Annotated in this window: 20 protein-coding genes and 1 CRISPR repeat array; of the genes, 7 read left to right on the top strand and 13 right to left on the bottom strand. The window is 52.3% G+C overall.

Annotated features, from left to right (window positions below; all coding sequences use genetic code 11):
• Positions 1-377: 377 nt before the first annotated feature.
• Genes QWV57_RS01910 through QWV57_RS01900 form a run of 3 tightly spaced genes read right to left on the bottom strand, consistent with a single transcriptional unit; the run spans position 378 to position 2,198 of the window.
• Positions 378-1,583 (bottom strand): S1C family serine protease, encoded by a 1,206-nt coding sequence (locus tag QWV57_RS01910; RefSeq protein ID WP_301100215.1) that lies wholly within the window; start codon positions 1,581-1,583, stop codon positions 378-380.
• Entirely contained in the window at positions 1,564-1,749 is a 186-nt protein-coding gene (locus QWV57_RS01905; protein WP_081212707.1) for a hypothetical protein, read from the bottom strand. Before QWV57_RS01905 ends, QWV57_RS01910 begins: the two co-directional genes overlap by 20 nt.
• A 23-nt stretch (positions 1,750-1,772) precedes the next feature.
• Positions 1,773-2,198 carry a PepSY-associated TM helix domain-containing protein gene (locus QWV57_RS01900; RefSeq protein ID WP_020754554.1) on the bottom strand — a complete coding sequence of 142 codons (426 nt, stop codon included), beginning with the start codon at positions 2,196-2,198 and terminating at the stop codon, positions 1,773-1,775.
• A gap of 179 nt (positions 2,199-2,377) precedes the next feature.
• Here QWV57_RS01900 and QWV57_RS01895 point away from each other — a divergent pair, with 179 nt between their 5' ends.
• The 4 genes from QWV57_RS01895 (at position 2,378) to QWV57_RS01880 (ending at position 7,533) form a co-directional block, all read left to right on the top strand.
• Entirely contained in the window at positions 2,378-3,049 is a 672-nt protein-coding gene (locus QWV57_RS01895) for a response regulator transcription factor (RefSeq protein ID WP_033005208.1), read from the top strand.
• Positions 2,994-4,403: a sensor histidine kinase gene (locus tag QWV57_RS01890; protein WP_435817512.1), complete on the top strand. Its 1,410-nt coding sequence runs from the start codon at positions 2,994-2,996 to the stop codon at positions 4,401-4,403. The genes QWV57_RS01895 and QWV57_RS01890 overlap by 56 nt, the downstream gene beginning before the upstream one ends.
• A 175-nt stretch (positions 4,404-4,578) precedes the next feature.
• Positions 4,579-5,148 carry a TetR/AcrR family transcriptional regulator gene (locus tag QWV57_RS01885; RefSeq protein ID WP_301100213.1) on the top strand — a complete coding sequence of 190 codons (570 nt, stop codon included), beginning with the start codon at positions 4,579-4,581 and terminating at the stop codon, positions 5,146-5,148.
• Between the two features lie 75 nt (positions 5,149-5,223).
• Positions 5,224-7,533 (top strand): YhgE/Pip domain-containing protein, encoded by a 2,310-nt coding sequence (locus QWV57_RS01880; RefSeq protein ID WP_301100212.1) that lies wholly within the window; start codon positions 5,224-5,226, stop codon positions 7,531-7,533.
• Between the two features lie 221 nt (positions 7,534-7,754).
• Here QWV57_RS01880 and QWV57_RS18030 read toward each other — a convergent pair whose 3' ends face one another.
• Complete coding sequence (locus tag QWV57_RS18030; RefSeq protein ID WP_483299730.1) at positions 7,755-7,970, bottom strand: hypothetical protein; 216 nt, start codon at positions 7,968-7,970, stop codon at positions 7,755-7,757.
• 660 nt (positions 7,971-8,630) lie between these two features.
• The gene (locus tag QWV57_RS01875; protein WP_129447002.1) at positions 8,631-9,014 is read right to left on the bottom strand and encodes a hypothetical protein; all 384 of its coding nucleotides are present in this window, start codon (positions 9,012-9,014) and stop codon (positions 8,631-8,633) included.
• A gap of 179 nt (positions 9,015-9,193) precedes the next feature.
• Here QWV57_RS01875 and QWV57_RS01870 point away from each other — a divergent pair, with 179 nt between their 5' ends.
• From QWV57_RS01870 to QWV57_RS01860, 3 genes are all read left to right on the top strand, one after another.
• Positions 9,194-9,718 (top strand): hypothetical protein, encoded by a 525-nt coding sequence (locus QWV57_RS01870; RefSeq protein WP_129447001.1) that lies wholly within the window; start codon positions 9,194-9,196, stop codon positions 9,716-9,718.
• Positions 9,678-10,331: a PspA/IM30 family protein gene (locus tag QWV57_RS01865; protein ID WP_081132787.1), complete on the top strand. Its 654-nt coding sequence runs from the start codon at positions 9,678-9,680 to the stop codon at positions 10,329-10,331. Before QWV57_RS01870 ends, QWV57_RS01865 begins: the two co-directional genes overlap by 41 nt.
• A gap of 234 nt (positions 10,332-10,565) precedes the next feature.
• Entirely contained in the window at positions 10,566-11,798 is a 1,233-nt protein-coding gene (locus QWV57_RS01860) for an MFS transporter (RefSeq protein ID WP_060788656.1), read from the top strand.
• A gap of 60 nt (positions 11,799-11,858) precedes the next feature.
• Here the strand turns inward: QWV57_RS01860 and QWV57_RS01855 are convergent, their stop codons facing one another.
• From QWV57_RS01855 to csx2, 8 genes are all read right to left on the bottom strand, one after another.
• The gene (locus tag QWV57_RS01855; RefSeq protein WP_033005207.1) at positions 11,859-12,905 is read right to left on the bottom strand and encodes a DmpA family aminopeptidase; all 1,047 of its coding nucleotides are present in this window, start codon (positions 12,903-12,905) and stop codon (positions 11,859-11,861) included.
• A 289-nt stretch (positions 12,906-13,194) separates the two neighbouring features.
• A CRISPR array of direct repeats spans positions 13,195-14,242; the repeat unit is 30 nt; unit sequence GTTTCAATCCCTCATAGGTACGATAAAAAC.
• A gap of 180 nt (positions 14,243-14,422) precedes the next feature.
• Entirely contained in the window at positions 14,423-15,565 is a 1,143-nt protein-coding gene (gene cmr6 / locus QWV57_RS01850; RefSeq protein ID WP_301100211.1) for a type III-B CRISPR module RAMP protein Cmr6, read from the bottom strand.
• A gap of 12 nt (positions 15,566-15,577) precedes the next feature.
• Positions 15,578-15,982 (bottom strand): type III-B CRISPR module-associated protein Cmr5, encoded by a 405-nt coding sequence (gene cmr5, locus QWV57_RS01845; protein WP_025039256.1) that lies wholly within the window; start codon positions 15,980-15,982, stop codon positions 15,578-15,580.
• Positions 15,983-15,996: 14 nt separating this feature from the next.
• Positions 15,997-16,899, bottom strand: a complete 903-nt coding sequence (gene cmr4, locus QWV57_RS01840) for a type III-B CRISPR module RAMP protein Cmr4 (protein WP_081132784.1) — start codon at positions 16,897-16,899, stop codon at positions 15,997-15,999.
• Positions 16,899-18,029 (bottom strand): type III-B CRISPR module-associated protein Cmr3, encoded by a 1,131-nt coding sequence (gene cmr3 / locus QWV57_RS01835; protein ID WP_301100210.1) that lies wholly within the window; start codon positions 18,027-18,029, stop codon positions 16,899-16,901. Before cmr3 ends, cmr4 begins: the two co-directional genes overlap by 1 nt.
• Entirely contained in the window at positions 18,026-19,666 is a 1,641-nt protein-coding gene (cas10, locus tag QWV57_RS01830) for a type III-B CRISPR-associated protein Cas10/Cmr2 (protein WP_301100209.1), read from the bottom strand. The genes cmr3 and cas10 overlap by 4 nt, the downstream gene beginning before the upstream one ends.
• Positions 19,663-20,568, bottom strand: a complete 906-nt coding sequence (locus QWV57_RS01825; protein WP_301100208.1) for an RAMP superfamily CRISPR-associated protein — start codon at positions 20,566-20,568, stop codon at positions 19,663-19,665. The genes cas10 and QWV57_RS01825 overlap by 4 nt, the downstream gene beginning before the upstream one ends.
• The gene (gene csx2 / locus QWV57_RS01820) at positions 20,568-21,908 is read right to left on the bottom strand and encodes a TIGR02221 family CRISPR-associated protein (protein ID WP_015373845.1); all 1,341 of its coding nucleotides are present in this window, start codon (positions 21,906-21,908) and stop codon (positions 20,568-20,570) included. The genes QWV57_RS01825 and csx2 overlap by 1 nt, the downstream gene beginning before the upstream one ends.
• Between the last annotated feature and the right edge of the window lies 1 nt (position 21,909).

The raw sequence follows: 21,909 nt of genomic DNA, 5'->3' as shown, positions 1-21,909 counted from the left end.
ACTTCGCTGTTGTACATATGAGGCACGAACGGTCCTTGTGGCTCGTAGTAGGCACGCCTATTCTAGCCAAGGAATTCGGTCCTTGTGACAACAGCAAACGAAGCCCTTCCTCCAACATCATTCCGAGCGAAGTGATGATTCGGATCATGGGGCCCCCTGTATTGAGGGCGCACCCACTCTCGGACATGCAACGGCTGCACGTCGTCCTGCCAGCTCTCGCAATATGAGCAGACTCGATACAAAAAGTGCTGACGACACGGAATCAACGTACAGCCGTCTCATTTCGCTTTATACTCCAGCATCATGAGCAAGCGCCGCACACGAAAATGAACATCGCCTCTTTCCAGCCGCTTCGGCTGAAAAGAGGCGATGTCTTCTTACGACTGGCTGCTTTCTCTCGCTTTTAAGGTGACGGATACGGTCGTCTCAAACCCGTCGCGATAAATCGTCAGTTTGATGCGATCGCCCACCGATGTTTTCGTATACAAATATTTGCGCAAGGCGCTGACGCTGTCGATTTTCTCCCCGTTGATCGCCGTGATGACGTCTTTCGATTTCAATCCGGCCTCGGCGGCTGGGGAGAACGGTTCGACGGATGTGACGGCCGCCCCGCTTGTGATGTTCGCCGGCAATTTCAATTCATTCGTGCGGACGTCATCGGACAAATCCGCCACATCGACAAGCTGGACGCCAAGGTACGGGCGTTTGATTTTCCCATCTTTCATCAGCTGCTCGACGATCGGTTTGACGTTTTCGCTCGGGATGGCAAAGCCGAGCCCTTCGACGCCCGTTTCCGCGATTTTCATGCTGTTGATGCCGATCACTTGCCCCGCGCTGTTGATGAGCGCCCCGCCGCTGTTGCCCGGGTTGATCGCGGCGTCCGTTTGGATGACGTCGATTTCCCAATCGCCCGCTGACGTTGAGACGGGCATCGTCCGTTTGCCGCTGACGATCCCTTCCGTCACCGTCCGCGACAAATCAAGGCCGAGCGGGTTGCCGATCGCCGCGACAGGCTCGCCGATTTTCACCTTCGACGAGTCGCCGAAGCTCGCCACTTTCGTCACCCCTTCAGCAGGGATTTTCAAGACGGCGAGGTCGGTGAGTGCATCCGCGCCGACGATGTCGGCGTTCACTTTCTTGCCGTTCGCGAGCGCCACTTCGACTTTGTTCGCCCCTTCAATGACATGGTTGTTCGTCACAATGTAGGCCGCATTGCCGTCTTTTTTAAAGATGACGCCCGACCCCGTTCCCGCTTCGGTATCTTGCGCTTGATCAGAGAAAAAGTCCACTTGCTTCTGAATGTTGACGACCCCGACGACCGCATCGGCGACTTTGTTAATAGCGTCAATCATATTCGTGTTGACGTTCGCCGTCGGCTGCAATGGCAGCGCCTCGCTTTTTGCGGTCGTTTCCGCTGTTTCCGTTTGGGAATTCGTTTCTTCATGCATCCATTTCGGCGCCACATACCACGTCGCCGCGCTCCCAATCACCGCCCCTGCGACGGAAGCGGCGAGCCACGATACAAAGCGGCCGCGGCGTTTCGGTTCTGGCGTTGGGGTTGGTTCAAATGGCATCATGTCCATGGCTCATCTCCTCCTTCGTGATCCCTAATCGCATATACGACATTTTTGTGCGAATGGCCGCCAAGCAGTGAAATGGCGGGCGAAATACGACGATGCCACCGACATCGATCGGTCTCGCATAAAGGGAGGACCAGCGGCACTGTTTCCTCCGATTGTTCCGATGCATCGTTTCATCCCTTCCTGCGTACGTTATGTCGTCTCCGGCGCTGGCGTCATCCGCTTCTGCTTCCGCCTCCGTCCCGCTGCGAGCGTGCGGATCGACAGGAAAATCCCCGTCGCGGTCAAAATGATCATCGCCACCGCCGCGACATCAACCGCCCAGCGGATGTCAAGCGAACCGATTCTCCCTTCGTGCAGCTGGCGGACGAACATCATCAGCGACGATCCCCCTTCCTCGGCACGCGGAGTCATCGGGGCCGTGGACGCTCCCGTCCCCGACGTCTGCCCCGCCCCGAACGCGTTCATTCTTTCCTGCGCGGCGCGGTGCATCTCGCCGCGCTCCGCCTGGCCGATCAGCCACGGCTCGGATAGAAGGAGCCCCGTCACCGCCTCAACAAGCAAAAAGATCGAACTGATCAGCCCAATCCAAAGATGCAAATTCCTCATTTTCCTCATCGCCGTTTGCCTCCTTTTCCTCTTCGTCCATCATGATAGCCAAGGAAGGTGAAAAAATGGTGAAAATTCTTTTTGAGAGAACAGCCTTCTGCGCGGCGAATGGGCTGCGTTTTCACCGTTTTTTCACGAACGATTTGATATGATTAAGAAGGAAGAGAGACAGAACGGGAGGAATGGCGATGAAAATTTTGCTGGCCGAGGACGATCTTCACCTAGGGGAGCTGATCGTTCATTTATTGAAAAAGAAAGGGATCGACCATATCGATTGGGTGCAGGAAGGGGAAGATGCGTACGATTACGCCATGGCGGAGTTTTACGATGTCGTCGTGCTCGATTGGATGCTTCCAAACGGCGATGGGGTGGACATTTGTCGACGGTTGAGGCAAAACGGCTACACAGGCGCGATTTTGATGTTGACGGCGAAAGACGCCGTCCACGACCGCGTCACCGGGCTTGAGGCGGGAGCGGACGATTACTTGGTCAAACCGTTTGAAATCGACGAGCTCGTCGCGCGGCTCAAGGCGCTCGCACGGCGGACGTTCGTCCCGCTTCAAGAGGAAAAAGTGGCGTTTCACGGCTTCACCTTAAACCGGACAAGCCATACGCTCCATCGCGGCGATGAAGAGATTTTCCTCACCCCGCGCGAGTTTCAGCTCCTTGACCTGCTCGTGCAAAACCAAGGGCAAGTCGTGCCGCGCGAGACGATTTTGGACCGCGTCTGGGGGTGGGACGCCGATGTGTCGATGAAAACGATCGATGCGACGATCAAACTATTGCGCAAAAAGTTGAAAGACGATGTCATTCAAACAGTGCGCGGGGTGGGATATAAAATTGAGAAATCGATGGAATGAATGGCGCGACTGGCTGCGCCGCCTAGGAAGCGCCGACTTGTTCCGCCGCGCCCATTGGCGGCTCACAGCGCTCTACAGCGGCATTTTCACGTTGTTTCTCGCCTTGTTTGTCATGATCGCCGCGGCCTTGTTTTACTGGATCGCCACCTCTGACCAAGAGCGGCGCATCAGCCGCCTCGCCGAGCAAGAGGCGAATACGATCGAACAAGTGCTGCTCAAGCAAAGCAATTTCGACTTGTTTGATGATGAAAATGTCATTTTGTTAAGCGAAGACCAACTCTTTTTTTACGTCATCGGCCCGGACGGGGGCCTGCTCGCCGGGGATGAAGTCCACCCGCGCCTGCGCCCGTATTTTTTAAACGCCTTGTCCCATCTCAAGGCAAATGAGCGCGCTCCCGTCTACATGAGCGTCTCTTTGCCGGAACATATGCCCGGCCTCGCGCGCGAAGCGGCCCGCGACTGGCGCGTGCTCGCCGCCGCCCGTCCGCTCGTCATCCACGGCGATTTCGTGGGCATGCTGTATATCGGCATGGATGTCACGTCGTTTTTCGGGGTGTTCCATTGGCTGCTCATTGTGCTCATCGGCTTGGCCGTTTTGTTTCTTGCCGTCGGCGTGGCGCTCAGCTTCTTTATGTCCAAGCGCGCGCTCGCACCGATTGAAGAGGCGTACGAGCGGCAGCGCCAGTTCGTCGCCGACGCCTCTCATGAGCTGCGGACGCCGCTCAGCGTCGTCTTCTCGTCCGTCGAGGCGCTTTCGCTTGAGGAGGATGTGATGAAAAACGACTTTGCCCGCCGCCTGCTCGACCGCCTGCGTGACGAATTGAAGCGAATCACGAAACTGATGAACGACTTGTTGACGCTCGCCCGCGCGGATGCGAAACACGCCGCGCTGGAGCTTTCAAAACAAACGTTCGATTTCCGCCCGCACGCCGAGCGCACGTTCCAGCTCATGTCGGAACTGGCGGCGAAAAAACAGATTACGATGCATTTTCACGCTCCCGAGCAAGCGCTCGTCACCGCTGACCCGGACAAATTGACGCAGCTGTTGTACATTTTGCTCGACAACGCGATCAAATACACCCCCGAAGGCGGCGAGGTGACGCTGTCGATCCGCACCGAGCCAAAGCAGTTCATCCTTTCCGTCAAAGACACCGGCATCGGCATTCCGCCGGAAGACATCGGCCGCATTTTCGACCGCTTTTACCGCGTCGACAAAGCGCGCTCTCGCCAACACGGCGGCCACGGCCTCGGGCTGTCGATCGCCAAATGGATCGTCGACGCCCACGGCGGCGCGATCCACGTCCATAGTCAAATCGGGAAAGGAACCGAATTTCTTGTTCGTCTTCCTCGCTAAATCCAGGGGGCAAAACAGTAAGGCGAAGGCTTCCTTCCCCGATAGAACGCGCCGTTGAGTGAGAAAAACGAAACATAAATACTTTATTGCTGTTGCAAATCGAACGTATTCATGTTATGATTTGAAACGAAATGACCAAATCGTCCATTTAGTCAAAAACAAAGGATGAATGCCCATGTCGGATAAAAGACAGCAAATTATCCATGCCGCCACTCAATCATTTTCGCTGTTCGGCTACAAAGCAACGACAATGGATCAAGTAGCGAAGATGGCTAATGTCGGGAAAGGAACGATTTATACATTTTTCAAAAGCAAAGAAGAGCTGCTTGACCATATCGTTTCCTCTGTTATATCCGAAATTAAGCATGAAGCGGATGCGGCTATGGATGATCGTTTGCCGTTCAGCGAAAACGTCCAACGCGCCTTGCAACGTATTTTTACGTTCCGCCAGGAACATGAATTAACCATCAAACTTTTGCAGGAAGTTCGCGATATTGGCACCGCAGCTGTACGAGAGGTGATGAAACGCCTTGATCGCGAAATGATTGCCTATATTCGCGAAAAAATTGAAGAAGCGATGGCAAAAGGAGAAATTCGCCCTTGCGATCCTGAGTTGACGGCATTTTTCATGTTTAAAATGTACATCGCACTAAGCATTGAATGGGAAAAAGAGCACGAACCATTGTCTCAACAAACCATTGCCGAACTGTTTGATCTGTATTTGCTGAAAGGATTGTCTCCATGATAATCCTTCACTTTTTGGGCTAAAAATGACTAAATGGACAAATCAGTCATAATTATAAACAAAGGAGGTTCGGGCATGCACGCATTTCAATTATGGTTGAAAGAATGGAAGGCCATTCTGACCAACCGCAAAGTACTGATTCCTGTCATAGCTGTATTATTCATCCCTCTTCTATACAGCGGCATGTTTCTATGGGCATTTTGGGATCCATACAATCATTTGGATGAACTTCCCGTCGCTGTAGTCAACCAAGACAAAGGGGCAATGCTCGACGGAAAGGAGATTCATCTTGGAAAAGATCTCGTCGAGAAGTTAAAAGAGAACAAACAGTTTGACTGGCATTTTGTAACCGAACATGAAGGGGAAAAAGGGTTAAAAGAACAAAAATATTATATGCTCATTCAAATCCCTGACGATTTTTCCCGGAATGCGACAACGCTGCAAGACGATCATCCGAAAAAACTGGAGCTCATTTACAAACCGAATGAGGGATTTAACTTTCTATCGGCACAAATCGGTCAAACTGCAGTTGAAAAAATAAAAAACGAAGTAGCGAACGCCATAACAGAAACATATGCCGAAAGCATGTTTGATACGATTCAAACCGTCGCTGACGGATTGACAAAAGCGAGCGACGGAGCCGCACAACTGCATGACGGACTCAGCCAAGCACAAAACGGAACAAACCGACTGTATGATGGCATGAAAAAAGCACAAGACGGAAGTGAAACGTTATATCACCATTTAGCGACACTCGCGGAAAAATCCGTGAGCTTTACTGACGGACTGCACCAAGCTGCCAGTGGCTCATTGCAAGTTCAAACCGGAATCGAAACGCTTTACAACGGGATGAAACAAATGACCGCTGGGCAAGAGAAACTCCTCTCCGGAGCCAAGCAGGCTCAACAAGGAACAGCGAATCTTGCTTCAGGGACAAGACGCGTATATGAGGGGATGCAAGCGCTCGACGCCCGCATTCCGCAACTTTTACAAGGATCTGAACAATTGAGCGATGGAGCGGCAAAGCTCACAGCTTCACTGGCTCAGTGGCAGGAAGGAGCCGCACAAGTTCAAACAGGAGCAGCACAAGTCGCAAACGGTCTTGAGCAGTTGGACACACAGTTGGATGCGCTCATCAAGGCAACTCCCCAAGCGCAACAGAGAGCCGTATACGAACAATTAAAACAGCAGATCATGAAGCTATCATCAGGAAGCCAACAAGTCAAAAACGGCCTTGCACAGTTAAATAGCGGCGCCCAATCGTTGCACTCTGGAGCCTCTTCTTTGCACGAAGGAGCCCGACAGCTGCACGAAGGGCATATCGCTCTCGATCGCGGAATCGACAAACTGCTTGCCGGTCAACAACAACTTGTCAATGGAGCAGACGCACTGGCGAATGGCCAAGAACAACTCGTCAGCGGCATGAACACAATGTATGAAAAAATGCAAGAAGCTGCACAAGGAGCAAGCCAGCTTGCCCATGGCAGTGGAACACTTTCTTCAGGCCTGCAAACATTGGCTCAAGGAGCAGATCAGCTTCAAGATGGCACGCGTCGGTTGGCAAACGGTTCACAACAAGTAGCGGATGGAACGAAGGAATTAACGAACGGGACAAAACATTTGCAAGATGGTGTCAACCAACTGACAGACGGCTCAAAAGAATTGGCGAATAAGTTGAAAGAAGGAGCCGAACAAGCAAGCGATGTCAAGGCCAATGAGGCTGTCTACGACATGTTTGCCCAACCAGTGAATCTCCACAAGGAAGAAATCAATAAAGTGCCGAACTACGGAACAGGGTTTACGCCGTACTTCTTGTCACTCGGATTGTTTGTGGGTGCGCTGTTGCTTTCCATCGTCTTTCCGCTTCGCGAACCAGCAGGGGTTCCACGTTCGCCATTGCATTGGTTTTTGGCTAAATTCGGCGTCTTGATCGGCGTTGGGATTTTGCAAGCACTGCTGGCGGATGTCGTGTTGCTGGTTGGACTCGATTTACACGTAAAAAGCGTCCCGCTCTTTATCGTGTTTAGCATTGTCACTAGCATCACATTTTTATCTGTCATTCAATTTCTTGTTACCGTGTTCGGCGATCCAGGAAGATTTATCGCGATTGTCGTGCTGATTTTGCAATTGACAACAAGCGCGGGAACATTCCCGCTCGAACTGATTCCACGCTCGTTGCAACACTTTAACGCATGGCTTCCGATGACGTATTCGGTTTTCGGATTGAAAGCGGTCATCTCAAGCGGTGATTTCTCGTTTATGTGGGAAAACATCGGCAAGCTGCTTCTATTTGTTGTTGCCATGATGATGGGAACACTCGTTTATTTGACTATCCAACATCGCCGCCAATTTGCAACAGTCGTCGAACAAGCTTCTGAAGCGTAATTGCTTCAGAAGCTTGTTTTTTTCTATCGACCCTTGCCATCGTTATCATTCTTTCATGATTTCTCTCTGATGCAAGGGACAATGATGGAGAACCGTTTTTTCACGTTCTCCATCACCTTTCGCACCTTCTCAATGAAAATTAAGAGGATTTTTCTTTGTGTTTACTTTGTTACGAAGCAAAACGTGAATTGACGTTCAAACAATCTCCTTGAAACGTTGCCCTACTCACTGAGCAAACGCTTCAATTCAGTTTCATATTTTGAAGGAAGGACCCCATATTTTCCTGTTTTTTTATCGAAGATCATTGTGTTATTCTTCTTAAACCAAATGTTGTAATGGAATAGCCTGTCCTTCGTTTTTGGATGTTCGAGCCAAAAACGATAGTCGGGTTGACCTTCATCGACTTTGGCTGTTTTTGACCATTCTGCGAATTTCATAATTTCGATTATTCTATTTACTTTTCTCTTGTCTCGAATTTCATAGATTTTGGAAAAAATTATCCATTCTACTTGCCGCTCGAATGATTTCTGTTTCCTTCCGATTGAAATGGTATTTGACTCGTGACGTAGCAAACACCGTTTCTACATAGATGCAACGAAGAAGTTTAACATATCCTTGACGGAAAAGCGGTTTGTCCATTTTCGACTGTCGAAGGCAAGCCTATGGCTTGCCCCGTCACGCCAAGGCGTGACGGAAGACCGAACAACCACCTGCTTCCAGACCCATACATGGGTCTGGAAGCGGCGTTGTTCGGTCGCCTGACAGTCGATAAAAGCTGCAAATGGTAAATCTTCAAATTGCATCTATATATGACCGGATCTTTTCCTACTACAAAAGTGCAGACATCAGGAAGTGCAACAATTGAAGTGAAGACTAGCGATCGTATAACAGGATCATTTTCCATTTCAGCTCTTAAAGAGGCTGGGTTCACGTACGGCTACTCATTCGGGTCAGATATGTATTATCGAAAACCGATCAACTTAGGGTTCATGTATTCACTGTATTAGGCGTTAAAACATGGCGAGCAGACTTTTGAAGCAAAAGGCGCTCCAGACAGACTGGGGCGCCTTTTGCTTGCGACGGCCGCATGCGCGGCTTCACCGTTTGTTCCAAAACGAAACGTTTCCCGTTGCCAGGCGATGCCACAAGTGGAGGGCGTTCAGCACCAGAAAATAAATCAACGCATTCACCACGGCATTGACATAGGGCATGACCAAGTCTCCGACATCGCGGATTTCGATGGGAAACAGGCGGATGATGAGGACAGACACCGCGATGATGAGGAACGAACCGATCAGAGTACCGCCGAACCGCGCCTGCGGATGCCATCGAATTCTCGCCAGGCCGACGATCAACGAACCGATGGCAAACCCCAAAAACGAGCCGTACGCATAATATCCAACATAAAACGTCGGAAACAAAAAGGAAAACCACAACACCAACAAAGCGCCGCCCACATCAACCCCATACGACCGAACCACGTCTTTCCTTCCTCCCCCACCTGTCATGCGAACATCACCGTTCATCTCGCAGCTCCCCACCTAATGGATGATATGCTCAAAACCCCTTCAAAAAACATTCGCTTTTCACCTAATTTTCTCCTTCCCCTTCTACAATACAAACCGTAAGCCAGTCCACCACACAAAAGGAGGTGACGAGATTGAAGAAAGCTCGAGCGGTGTTTCTGCTCGCCCTTGTTGCCCTTGCAGGGGTCAGCCTGTTTCACATTCTCGCTCCGCATGAAGTGATGGCGCACGGGCGGCCGGGCGCTCCGTTTGACGGCATGCCGGGCGGATTCGGTCATCCCCATCGGGAGTTCATCATGGAGCAGCGTGGAGGCTGGATGATGCCGATGTTGTTCCTAAAGTGGCTCATCCCTCTTTTGCTTGCCGCCGCCGGGGCCGTATGGCTCGCCGCGGCGCGGTCGAAGCGATGGATCGGCTGGGTGCTCGTCGCGCTCGGAATTGCGGCGTTGCTGCCGAAATGGGTGTTGATTTTGCTTGCACTGGCCGTGGTGTACGCCTCGGGGCGGCGTCAAGGGCGCAAACCATCTGCTGTTGAGGTGTTGATGCCAGCGGCGCCATCCGTTTCCGCCGATTGGCTCGATGAATGGGAAAAAACGATTCAAAAGGAGGCACAAACAAATGGGCATTTTTCGCCGAATGAAGACGATCGTTCTCGCTGAAGTGAACGAACAAATCGACCGCTGGGAAGACCCTGTCGCCATGACGAAACAATATTTGCGCGAACTTGAAGAACAGCTAGAACGAGGGCGCCAAGCGCTCGCCCAGCAATGGGTCGCCGAGCGGCGCTATGAGACGCTCATCGCCCAAGCGGAGGCGACGATTGAAAAACGGAGCCGCCAAGCGAAACTGGCGCTCGAGCGCAACGAAGAAGCCGTCGCCAAACTCGCCTTGCGCGACAAGCTGTTGTATGAGAAAAAGCTGGAGGCGTACAAACAACAATACGACGCCATCAAAGCGAAAACAGCCGAAGTCGCCAACCGTCTAAACCAACTGCGCGAGCGGTACGACGAGCTCGCAGCTAAGCAGCTGGAGCTCGCTACCCGCGTTAACGCCGCGCAAGCGTTGAAGCAAATCGACTCGGCGCTCGCCTCCTTTTCCGCCGACGAGGCGCTGCGCGGATTCGCCCGCATGGAAGAGCGCGTCATCGCGTTAGAAGCCGAAGCGGCAGCCGCCCGATTCGGAACGAACGCCGTGTTGTCCCCTGTGCCGTTTGACGAAGAAGTGGAACGTGAACTGGCGAAATGGAAAGACGCCCAAGCGCATAACGCCTAATTTTCCCCTCCCCCCTTTTGACATAGATCACCCCCCTTGGCGAGTTGGCAAGGGGGATTCGTTTGTTTCGCTCCCTTGGACAAGCGGCGGCCAAAAGCACATGCAGCCCGCGACAAGCCTGAACGATGCCCGATGCCATGGTCTTGCCCCATTGATAAGCAAAATCGTTTCCTTTGTTTTTCCATCGTGCTAAAATTAATTAGAGAGACGAAAGAATACAGGAGATGACCTGCCTTGAACTGGAAACGAAGCGTCCGCATCCTTTGGCTGTGCAATTTCATGGTGTCGGCGGGAATGACGATGGTCATTCCGTTTTTGTCGCTGCTGTTGTGGGAAATGGGCGTCACCGAGCACCATTCGTTGAGCGTCTGGACCGGTCTTGTCTTTTCGGCGACGTTTTTGTCGGCGGCCATCATGGCGCCGATTTGGGGCATGTTCGCCGACAAGTACGGCCAGCGCGCCAACCTCATCCGTGCAGGGATTGGCATGGGGCTGATCACCAGCTGCATGGCGTTCGCCCATTCGCCGATGGCGCTGCTTGTTCTTCGCTTTTTGGTCGGCTTTTTCTCGGGATTCATCACCGTCTCGTTTTCGTACTTGGCGCGCGTCGTGCCAAAAGACCATAGCGGCGAGGCGCTCGGGACGCTGCAGACGGGAAGCATCGCCGGCAACATCATCGGGCCGCTCATCGGCGGCGCCTTATCCGACCTGTTCGGCTTCCGCCCGGTGTTTCTCGTGACCGGGTTTTGCATTTTGGCGACATTGCTTCCTGTCGTCTTTTGGCTCGACAAAGACCCCGTCGCGCCGCAGACGCAAGAGCGCCATGCCAGTTTCAAAGAAGTATTCGCCCATCGGCCGCTCGTCATCTTGTTTGTCGCCACCTTTCTCGTGCAAATCGCCGTTCTTGGCGTCAACTCGATGATGACGATTTTCGTCCAGTCGCTCGTCGGCGATTCTCGCAATCTCGCATTTCTATCAGGGCTCGCCTCCTCGATCACCGGCATCGCCACGATCATCGGCGCGCCGTATTTAGGCAAGCTCGGCGACCGGATCGGGCAGGAGAAAACACTGCCGATGTTGCTTCTGCTCTCCGGCCTGTTCGCCTTGCCGCAAGTATGGACGGACCATCTTTATGAATTGTACGTCTGGCGCTTCTTGCAAGGGCTTGTCGTCGGCGGGGTATGGCCTGCCCTTCAAGCGCTGATCAACGCGCAATGCCCGCGCCGCATCCAAGGCCGCGTGTTCGGCGTCACAGCCAGCTCCCGCTTTCTCGGCAACCTCGCTGGTCCGACGGCAGCGGGAGCCATCGCAGGATTCGCATCCATTTCGGCCATTTTCGCCTTGTCAGGGCTGCTCCTCATCGCCACAGGGGCTTTGGTCGGATCCACCACCCACGACCGCGCATGGCGTGAAGACATGAAAGAAAAAATCGCCGCCTGGGCGCACCGCCTTCACATCCGGCACTGACAGCGCGGCCAAGATCATAAATAAACGACCTGAGAGGAATCCCTTTCAGGCCGTTTTCGATCATTCTCCCATCCGTCGAAGCAGCGAATACGGAATCGCCTCCCCAACCCGCCCGTTGCGCCCGGTCGTCGTCTCGGCCGTCGTGAGCGAATTCCAAATCGCTTCCTCGGTCGCCTCAATCGCCGCCTGGAACAGCTCATTCATAAGCGGCGCGTCATCACGGACGAGCGGAGGGAACGGTTGAAGAGCAGAATCCGAAAAATGGGGAATGGTATAAGCATTGGAAAACGCAATGACAATGTCGCCGCTCCCGTGATGGACGCAGCTTCCCGTCCGCCCGAGCCCCACCGCCGCCCGCCGCGCCAGCCGCTTCAACTGCCGCGCATCAAGCGGCGCATCAGTCGCCACGATCATCATAATCGACCCAGGCGGCACGTCCCGCTCATCAAACGACGGCGGCACATACGGCGCCAACCGCAGCTCCTCGCGCCGTCCAAAGTTGCTCACGACCAACGCCCCGACTGTATACATCCCGCCCGCGATCCGCGACGAGCTGCCAATGCCTCCTTTCCACCCGAAACACATCATCCCCGTACCCGCGCCAACCGCCCCTTCTTCCATCTCCACCCGCGCCGCGGCAATCGCCTCTTTCGCATGCTCCTTCGTCACCGCCATCACCCGCGCTGTATTCAAATAGCTGTCATTGCATTCCCCGACGACAATGTTGACCGACCCCGTCACATCCCCAATCTCCGGCGTCGCCTCCAACATATATTCCAGCGTCCCTTGCCAAACCGCCCCGACGCTGAACGTATTCGTCAGCATAATCGGCGACTCGATCGTCCCAAGCTCCTCGACTTGCACGAGTCCAGCCGTTTTCCCAAACCCATTCAGCACAAAACAAGCCGCAGGCACTTTCTCCAAAAACCAGTTGCCCCCATGCGGCAGCACCGCCGTCACCCCGGTGCGGATCACCGTCCGTTCATCGATGTCCTCGCGAATCGTCACATGCCCCACCCTTACCCCGGGCACATCGGTGATTTGATTGCGCTCCCCTGTCGGAAGCGTGCCGATGGAAAAACCGAGATCGCGAAGCTTGCAGCGCATAACCGTTCCCCTTTCTTTCCTTTGCTTGCCCCCATCGTGAAAAAGCAAAAACAAACGCCCATCCGGAAGCAAACAAATGTTGCTCCTTCTATCCAAGTATAGCGCATCGAACAAAGCTGCCGCGAGAAAAACAGAACGAAGAAGAAGTTTTGCGCGTGGCGAGGATCAAGGGAAGATGGTGGGTCATCTCCACATTGCCAGCGAAGACAGCACAAGAGGAGAAAAGATCACCAAATTGCGTGGGTGAAAACGCGATTCAGATATGTGTGGAAGACGGGGAGTTGGATAAGTTTTAATCCCTCATAGGTACGATAAAAACAAAGAGTGTTGGCGGAAGTGAAAAAGGCATTTTCTGCGTTTCAATCCCTCATAGGTACGATAAAAACGGCGGCCACTGCGATTGGCGGAGCGCTAGGGTTTGCCGTGTTTCAATCCCTCATAGGTACGATAAAAACGATGGCAGCGATGAACCCGTCAACTAACGATTATCAGGTGTTTCAATCCCTCATAGGTACGATAAAAACAAGCGCTATTCCTTAAAGAAAGGATAGCGGAAATTTTGTTTCAATCCCTCATAGGTACGATAAAAACGACACCACATGTGGTGAAAATTGTGGACGACGCGGGGTTTCAATCCCTCATAGGTACGATAAAAACGTCTGCTCCATATCGCAATAACCATTTCACCGCTTCGTTTCAATCCCTCATAGGTACGATAAAAACGCCAATCGAGTAGATCTACGTATTACAAGAATTATTGTTTCAATCCCTCATAGGTACGATAAAAACGCGAGTTGGATGACCGTTCGATTGCCAACCGCATCTGTTTCAATCCCTCATAGGTACGATAAAAACCGTGTAACGTCTAACAAATAAATGACCAATCTCATGGTTTCAATCCCTCATAGGTACGATAAAAACTTGGCTCGCCTTTGGAAGGGGGTGAAATAATGAAGACCATTAAAAAAATTGGTTTCAATCCCTCATAGGTACGATAAAAACTTGCATACATACTCCGCCCGTTCGTAATCATCATCGTTTCAATCCCTCATAGGTACGATAAAAACCATCGCATAATTCGATATATTGAGCGTACCCATAAACGTTTCAATCCCTCATAGGTACGATAAAAACAAACACGGTGGTGCATACGAATCCCATCTTGCTGAAGTTTCAATCCCTCATAGGTACGATAAAAACGCTCATGAAAAATACCATAAAATATTAAACGTGTTGTAGTTTCAATCCCTCATAGGTACGATAAAAACCGTTCTTTCATGCTATAAGCCTTAACGGATATACCCAAGGTTTCAATCCCTCATAGGTACGATAAAAACCCAAACCATGCGCATCAAATCAAGCTTTTTCCCTTTGGGTTGTTTCCAGAATATCACGTTTCAAAAATTCTGTCAATACAGTTCGGCCGTGATGGCTGTAGGATTTTTGGCGCAAAAAACATTGTCGTCGATCCCCCGGGATTTTTGCACGATTGGGGGTCGACGACAATCGCAAGACCCTCACTTTTCCTCCAACAGTTGTTGAAGTTTGTCCATTTTTTGCTTTTGCTTTTTGCTGACGGCTTTTCCCCATTCTCCGATGCGTTTCCAATACGCCTGCAACGCAACGGCGGCTTGTTTGTTTTGCTGCTCGATCACTTGTTGGTAAAGGCTATCCTTGCTTCGCTGCCTATCCGTTTCGCTGTCAGTCAACCGTTCAATTTCGGCCACCAACCGTTCTTCGGGGGAGAGAAGAGCCAGCCTTGCTCGTTCTTCTTCCTCGCGTCTCTTTCGCTCCAACATATCCTGCTCGATTTTTCGACGCTCAAGACGGGCGCGTTCTTTTTGCACCATTGGGAGGAATTCGGTTTCCGTCACGTCGTCCACTTCAGAAAATCGACCGTAGCCTGACGATGTTTTCGAACCGATCCCCCATTCCATCAACGCCTGTTTTGTGTATAACGATGCTGCCTCCAACAAACGGGCGGTTTTTTCATCGTCTCGAAAGCCATGGGCCGTTAAATAAATGTCTGCCTCTGCAGCCATGACCGTCCAAAACGAAACGGGAACAGGTTTTTGATTATCTGTCGCAGCGTTTTTTCCCTCATAATACTCCTTCATATGTACAGCGAGCACATCCTTTTCCAACCGCAAGCCATCGATGAGAAAGATATCGTAAAACTGCACCTGTCCTTTATGGTCTTGTATCCCAAAAATCGCACATCCATCTTCATGCTCGCTGAGCCGTTTCTCGTCCCCTTCGCAATACGCCTCGATGAACCAATGGCGCACAAGGCCTTTCAAACTGGAGGCAGGAATGTAAGGAAGACCGTACACGGGGTGGATCGTCAATGACGTCTCGCGAACATGCCCCGCGCCCAGTCCGTGGACAATTCGGCCAGAGAGGCGGGCTTTCAGCTTCTTGACTCCCCCTGTTTGCGCCCATTCCACCATGGCCTGTTCTCGCTGCGCCCGCAGCTGCTCGCCAACCTCTTTCAGCTCGGGGAGAATCGGGGCGGATTTCAACTGTTTCGAAGGCTCCCACACTTTTTTACGGTCATTCCACCGATGCTCAATAAAATAATGGAGATGGTACGCCAAATGCCCGATCGATTTATTGGCCTTTTGCACGACTTCTAGGGTGTCCTTTGGATGAAAAAGCATGCCCTCCCCTCCTTACTCTGCCGCCTTTGCATCGTCTTTCGCCATCCCGTCGGCAAACTTGCGCATCCAATCTAACAGCGCCATGGCTTCCATCGTCCATAACCGATAATCAGCGCTCGATAAGTTGACGACAGCCTCGACGAGTTCTTGGTTTGCCGATGAAAATTGATCCGGAAACTGTTCCCTCATCCATTTTGCGAGGGATTGATAAATCGCCTTGTATTCCTTCCCTTTTTGAAAACAAAACGCCAATGCTTGTCCGAGACCGTTGACTTGAATTAAGGACGGCATTTTTTTGACGTAAGAACGATAGTTTTCGAAGCTTCCTCTCAATCGTTCTTTTGCCTGTTTCACTTCTTGAAACGCAAATGCGGCTCGCCCGTTCTCAATCCCCACACGCTTCACGTTTGTTTCCATGGCTTCTCCTCCGTTCACACCCAAATCGTTCTCATCATTCCGCGGCCTAATGTACTGTTCCCGCCAAGCTGAAAGACGGATGGAAATTTGTTTTCATTCACAAAGTACTGTTCAATATCCGCAGCCTTCGCAAGACCGTCTATTCCGTCTCCCCGTACATCACCAATGTAGAGGAAACTGTAAAAAACCGTTTCTGGCGGAACATTTTCCTCATACCAGAGCGCACCGTTGTCAACGGTCCCTGTCTCCGGTGAAATGCGAATGCGCGCGTTAATTTCGGTCGACAATTTGACGAAATCCGTGAAATCGTCATCGGAGAGAACAACGAGTCGATCTACAAGACGCAGGCGGCAATGCTCCCCAAGGAGGGCGGCAAGTTGTTCCGCCAACTGTTTCGCTTCAGAAGAGACGGTGACCGAAAACGCATACTCCTCCAACACAATGCGTCCATTGACCGCCATCAACCGGTCGGAACTGACCGTGTTCGGTGCGGGCATCGGAAGAAGTTGAACTTCTTTCCCGATCGATTGCTGATGAACGCTCATCTCTTGATTCCACCGCTCAATCACAAACGGGCACGTAATCCAAGCAAATACGCCGCGAAGCGATTTAACCGGAAACAGCAAAACGCGTGCATCACTCAGAGCAATGGCGCTCGCTTGTGTGACGCTTTCCTGTCCTTTGTCCGCGCCGAAAATCAGTTCAAGCTTCTTCCGTTCAGGATTCTTCCCATCTTCAGGAAGCGACTCTGTCATATGATATCGAAGCGCCCCTTTGAGCGAGGAGCTTTCGATTTTTGGAAATCCTGTATGCTTCTCTCGCTGAATAGGCAAGTCGACAAACCCGATCTCGCTCCCGCTCCCCGCATGGACAGACGTAATGGCATGCATAAGAAAAGGCCGTACGATCGAATACATTACAACTCCTCCTCGCTTTCTTTCGCACTCGTGATCACCGCAAACCCAAACCCTTCCTCCGCCCCTTCATCGGTGAGATGAACGCCGTCAAGGGCGGAGAGGACAAGCGGCAAAGCATCGTCGCGTTCGATCTTCACATAGATGACCGAACCGGCTGGGATCATCCATTTCCGCGGTTTTGGCCGATGGCGGACGATGTCCCATCCCCCGTACAACTCCGGACGTCCGATGGAAGCGGCAAGCCAAGTGACGACCGCCCCGTTCGGCCATGTCCACTGATCGCCGTCCATTGCCGCTGGACGGGATCCGTTCGAGAAAATAGCTGGAGACAAAAAGACGATTTTCGCCAGCTTTGTCCGCTGAATGTCTTGTTCAATCCCCTTTTTCTCGTCTGGATTCCATATACGAAGCGTTTCCGGCTGCTGGCGGATAGACCACGGCCGGTTTTCCCCGCCGATCCGCGCCCACTTGACATCAGAGAAATCCGGTCCATCACCGACGAAAGCGACAAGGGACGCCCCGTCTACAAAACGCCCTTTCGCCACCCGGTATAAAAGCCCCTTTTGGGCTGTTCGGCTGGACGTGTCGAGTTGAATTCCCACCTTATCTTCCCGAGCGATGAACGATGACAATGAACAAAGGGAAGAGATTGGCTTATTCTCCAGAAGCGCCTGCTTCCATTCCTCCATCGGGACGTAATAGTGCTGCGGACTTTTCGTTTTGTCACGCCGCGAAGAAGCCAGACGCCACATCGAAGCAGATGATGAAGGCTTTCGGTCTTTGACAAGCCGCAATGGATACGCTTTGAGCGATTTTTCCTCCTCTATGACTTGATAATCAAAGGGCAGGGGAAAGAACAAGACGTCTTCTTTCACCAGCGTGCAATAATGGAGACAGAACTGCCCCCGCTCAGTCGGGGTGCCCATCCATCTCCTCACCTGTTCATCACTGCCCCTCGTAAAATCGTCAAACGTGCTGTACGCATAAATGTACGCCGCCCGCAACGCGCCGTAAATCGTATTCGGGCGCGGAGGGAATATCGACTCCATCACCGTCGCCTCCCCCGCTTGCGTCGCATGATGGTTTTTAAAGAAAAACGTGTCTACCGGTGTCAAGACTAATTTTGTCATTGCCCGTTCCCCTCGCTCCGTTTGAAAAAGGTCAATATCTTTAACAGATACAAAAAGTCATAGCCGCTGCGAACCGCTTCATGCAAAGACAAAAGAACTTGCGTGTGATGGGCGATCTCTTGGGCGCTCAGATGGCTTCCCTCTTTTACAGACCGCTTAAGCAAACGCCGAAGCTCTGTCGCGAGCATGTCGCCATTCTCCCATTTAGGGCAGTGCCGCTCATGCAGCAGCGGGGCAAACGCGGAAGCGAAATGAAAAATAAAGTTCGGCGACAGGGATGTTTTCAACAGATTAATCCATTGATCCAATAATTGTGAAACCTTCTCTCCTCCAATCATCCATGGGAGAACCGCTTCCGAAATCTCGCCAGAGCGGGTGTGAAGCGCTAAAGCAAGGGCGTCCTTTCGCTGCCCCGTCTTGTCGTTGGAATACTGTTTCGCCTTTTTCTCCAACGCTCTGACAGCGTTAAGAACGAGATGGAGCGGCGACTTTTTGTGAGCGATGACCACGCCAAACGAGGCGGTCGCTCCATGACCTAATCCTTTCCGTTCATCGCCAAACGCCAATCGGAGCTCCTCAGCCGCTTTCAGCACCGTCTCGGTCGGCAGGAAGGCAAGGACGTCATCCCCCCCTGCATAAACGAGCTTGCCGCGGCACTGTTCTTCGACAATCCGCGGAACGATTTCCTTCGCAAACCGGGCCAGTTTTTGGCTCGTTTGACTATACTCCTCTTTCCGTTCCCCGGAGAACCATTTCCCCATGTTGTCCCCGTCCATCATGAGCACGGCGTAATAATCGCCCGCTCCGATCTCGAGAACAGACGGAAACGACAAAACCGAAGCGCCAAACAAAGTGGAGAAGTAATCGCGGGCCACCCGTTTGCCTAAGCAAATGCCGCATAAAAATTCGTTGTCCTTGATTCGTCCCGAGCGGCGGTCGTCTTCTTCGCCTCCAGCTCCTTGAAATTTCTCCGCCCGCCGCTTCCAAAGGTGGAGCGTTTTCCGCTTGATCTCACCGTAATGATCCGTTTCCTTGATCTCGGCAAGCCGCAGCGCCTCCCTTTCCTTGCAGACGGAACAAACAAGGCCGAATTGGGAAACAGGAATGTAATGCTTCTCATTTTTCAGCGCCCCCAACCGCCGTTCGGCGCGTTCACGCACGGTCCGGAACGAAGCGGACGGCTCATACGGTTCAGCGACCCAGTACACTTCTAAAAACGACTGCACTTGCTGTTCCACCATCATCTCCAGCCATTCATACTCTTCGGCAGTGAGATGTGGAAACACGCGTCGAATGGCTTGAAAGCAGAAGTCCAGAAACACTTGGCGAACATTGTCCTCCACTTCGCGCAGCCAGCCGCCAACCTTTTCTTCTGTTCCCTCCATCACCACCGTCACGCGGTTCGGGATCGAAGCAATGCGAAAATCCCGCGCAGATGGCGACCGCAACTCCTCCCTTGTGACGAGCGGGTATACGACTTCACAGTTGGCATCCAACTGGTAAAACTGTTTGATCGCCTCTCGCACCAAATGGGACAAAATATAACTTCCGCTCCAAAAATCTTCCGTTTTGCGGGCTGAAGCGATAAACGACTGCACAGGCCCGACCGTAAAAATGACGATATAGCGATTGGTCATATCCTCACCCCAACGATCTCTAAAAACCGGTTTCGATCTCGCTCATAGCGCGGCTCGCTGTAGCGCGAGTCATGGTTTCTCACTTCTGTTACAATCGGATAGTAGCGGCCTCCGATTTTCCTCACCGTGCACCATAACGGGGAAGAAAGCTTTCCTTCTTTCCCCCTCATATATCCTAGGTTGCCATAACGATTCGCTTCATGCGATGCCCTGCCAAACGCCTTCACCACTTCCGCCGCGCTCTCTTTTCCTTCTCCAACCCACACCGCGGACAATACCGGATGAGGTGTTGCGATGTCTTCACGTCGTGCCACAAGGCAGCCGCGCTCCGCAAAGGAAAACGCATCCGCCGCCCCGATGCGTTCTAGCGTCATACGCAAACTTTCACCGTATTCCTCAACGTGATCCCATTGATGCTCCGTCCATTGGACAGCTCCGAATCCGCGGCGCGACCGCTGCCCGAAGCTGGCGAGGTGAAGCATATATTGAAAGTGCCAATCATATTGCGCCAATCGCTCTTGATGACGCTTCCGCACCGAGAGCGTCACGGTCACCTCCCCGCCGGCAGGAAGCGCCGGAACAAACGTTGGAGACGTACGATGCGGCAAAATATTTTCTCTCATTGTCCCTTCCATCGCTCTTGCCAACGTTAGATGGACAGGCGATTGCTGCTTTGTTTTCCTCGTGCCGCCAAACCACTCTTCCTCCTTGGCAAGCAACTTTTCGTGATGAGGTTCATCCTGCAACGTCCGCCACCAGTACCTCCATACCCCCCGCAACGACGGAAGGCGAAACTCCGCCTTCCCCCTCGGATCAGCGCCGTGAATGGCGGCCGGCGTCAAGAGAACAAGCGGATATGACGACTGAACAACAGCTGTTGCCCCGCTTTCCTGATAGGCCATCACGCATTCTCCTTTGAGATTTGCATCGTTTTTGCGAGCGCTGACATGCGTTCAAAAAACGCACCAAGTTCTCGGAACGACTGCTCCGCATCGGGCCAAAACTTTTCCGCCTTTAGCGGTTGCGGCCGCGCCCCAGCATGATTGATGTCGTTGCGCCGCTCCTTAAGCGTGCTAAATCGTTTTAAGTCGCCCTTATAAGGAGACAAGAAATCGATTATTTGTTCAACCCGCTCTACGGAACGAACGCGCCATTCCTCTTTCGGAATATCTCGCAATAAAATTTCAATAGCCGAATGAACATCTCCCCGGGCCTTCTCATTCCGCAAATCAAGCCCCAACACCCGGCAAACGGCCGTCACCGCATTTTCCTCCAACATCGTCAGCGCCTGCTGAATCAATCCGTGGTCCAAACACCAACGCACAGCCTTCCAACTGTTCATGATCGGATCATCATCAAACATCGCATACTTTTTCTCCATCACATCCAACAATGGGACAAGCGGTTTAATCGCTTCCGCCGACGCTGAGCGAACGCGGCCGAGCTGTTCATGAAATTTCTGCACTTCTTCATCGATTTGCAAGCTTCGGCACGTGCGGATCACTTTTTCCGTCTGATCAAGCTGCTTCGTCAACTGATTTAATTCTTTCACTTCGTTTCGCATTGTCTGGCTCGAAGACGGATTGCGGAACACTTCGCTGTTTTCTTTCGCGGTCAGCGCCTGGATGATGGAGGCATCCCCCGTGCGCAAAAATTGATCGACCCCGTTCGTCCAATCGAGCAGCCTCGCCATGCTTGTCAAATTGACAATCGGCGCCAACCGCCGTTCTGGAGGCAACTGTTTGACATCGGCTGGACGCCCAAGCATTTCAAACCAGCCGTAAACGATCGCGCCAATGTCCGTTTTTTTCACAAAGCGGGCGTAGTTCAACACGATGAGCGCGACAAACGGGATGGAACGGAAACTGTGGGTGATGTCAAAATAAATCGTATCCCCTTCCCGAATTTCATTCAGAATGCAGTCAAACAACCGCCAATTGGCCTGTTCATCCTGACGGCTTTCCATTTCCACGAGCTTCACATTCGCCTCAGGAGCGATGCGCTGAAAAGCGGTGATCAAGCCCTCCAGCCGCTCCTCCCCTTTGAAGCGGTCTCGCCCATTCCGCTCCCGCGCTTCTTTCGTCGCAAACACCACCACATCCATCGGTCCATCCCCGCGAAACAACTCATACACCGCTGTCTGGATAAAACGCGTATAAGAAGACGATTTGCCCTCGTATGTGTAATAACAATATTCATAATCGCTCAATCCAAGAAACGACAACAATACCCTTCTCCCCACG

Source organism: Geobacillus zalihae (assembly GCF_030414215.1).
In the GTDB taxonomy this organism is placed as follows: Bacteria; Bacillota; Bacilli; order Bacillales; family Anoxybacillaceae; genus Geobacillus; species Geobacillus zalihae.
This window is presented reverse-complemented; position numbering and strand designations above follow the sequence as displayed.

Bases quoted from the DNA above. Each gene is read 5' to 3' on its own strand.
- QWV57_RS01900 (WP_020754554.1), bottom strand. From the start codon at position 2,198: ATGAGGAAAATGAGGAATTTGCATCTTTGGATTGGGCTGATCAGTTCG.
- cmr3 (WP_301100210.1), bottom strand. From the start codon at position 18,029: ATGACAAAATTAGTCTTGACACCGGTAGACACGTTTTTCTTTAAAAAC.
- QWV57_RS01890 (WP_435817512.1), top strand. From the start codon at position 2,994: ATGTCATTCAAACAGTGCGCGGGGTGGGATATAAAATTGAGAAATCGA.
- cas10 (WP_301100209.1), bottom strand. From the start codon at position 19,666: ATGACCAATCGCTATATCGTCATTTTTACGGTCGGGCCTGTGCAGTCG.
- QWV57_RS01880 (WP_301100212.1), top strand. From the start codon at position 5,224: ATGCACGCATTTCAATTATGGTTGAAAGAATGGAAGGCCATTCTGACC.
- QWV57_RS01865 (WP_081132787.1), top strand. From the start codon at position 9,678: ATGGGCATTTTTCGCCGAATGAAGACGATCGTTCTCGCTGAAGTGAAC.
- cmr5 (WP_025039256.1), bottom strand. From the start codon at position 15,982: ATGGAAACAAACGTGAAGCGTGTGGGGATTGAGAACGGGCGAGCCGCA.
- QWV57_RS01905 (WP_081212707.1), bottom strand. From the start codon at position 1,749: ATGCATCGGAACAATCGGAGGAAACAGTGCCGCTGGTCCTCCCTTTAT.
- cmr6 (WP_301100211.1), bottom strand. From the start codon at position 15,565: ATGCTTTTTCATCCAAAGGACACCCTAGAAGTCGTGCAAAAGGCCAAT.
- cmr4 (WP_081132784.1), bottom strand. From the start codon at position 16,899: ATGTATTCGATCGTACGGCCTTTTCTTATGCATGCCATTACGTCTGTC.
- QWV57_RS01855 (WP_033005207.1), bottom strand. From the start codon at position 12,905: ATGCGCTGCAAGCTTCGCGATCTCGGTTTTTCCATCGGCACGCTTCCG.
- QWV57_RS01885 (WP_301100213.1), top strand. From the start codon at position 4,579: ATGTCGGATAAAAGACAGCAAATTATCCATGCCGCCACTCAATCATTT.
- QWV57_RS01910 (WP_301100215.1), bottom strand. From the start codon at position 1,583: ATGGACATGATGCCATTTGAACCAACCCCAACGCCAGAACCGAAACGC.
- QWV57_RS01895 (WP_033005208.1), top strand. From the start codon at position 2,378: ATGAAAATTTTGCTGGCCGAGGACGATCTTCACCTAGGGGAGCTGATC.
- QWV57_RS18030 (WP_483299730.1), bottom strand. From the start codon at position 7,970: ATGAAATTCGCAGAATGGTCAAAAACAGCCAAAGTCGATGAAGGTCAA.
- QWV57_RS01825 (WP_301100208.1), bottom strand. From the start codon at position 20,568: ATGGCCTATCAGGAAAGCGGGGCAACAGCTGTTGTTCAGTCGTCATAT.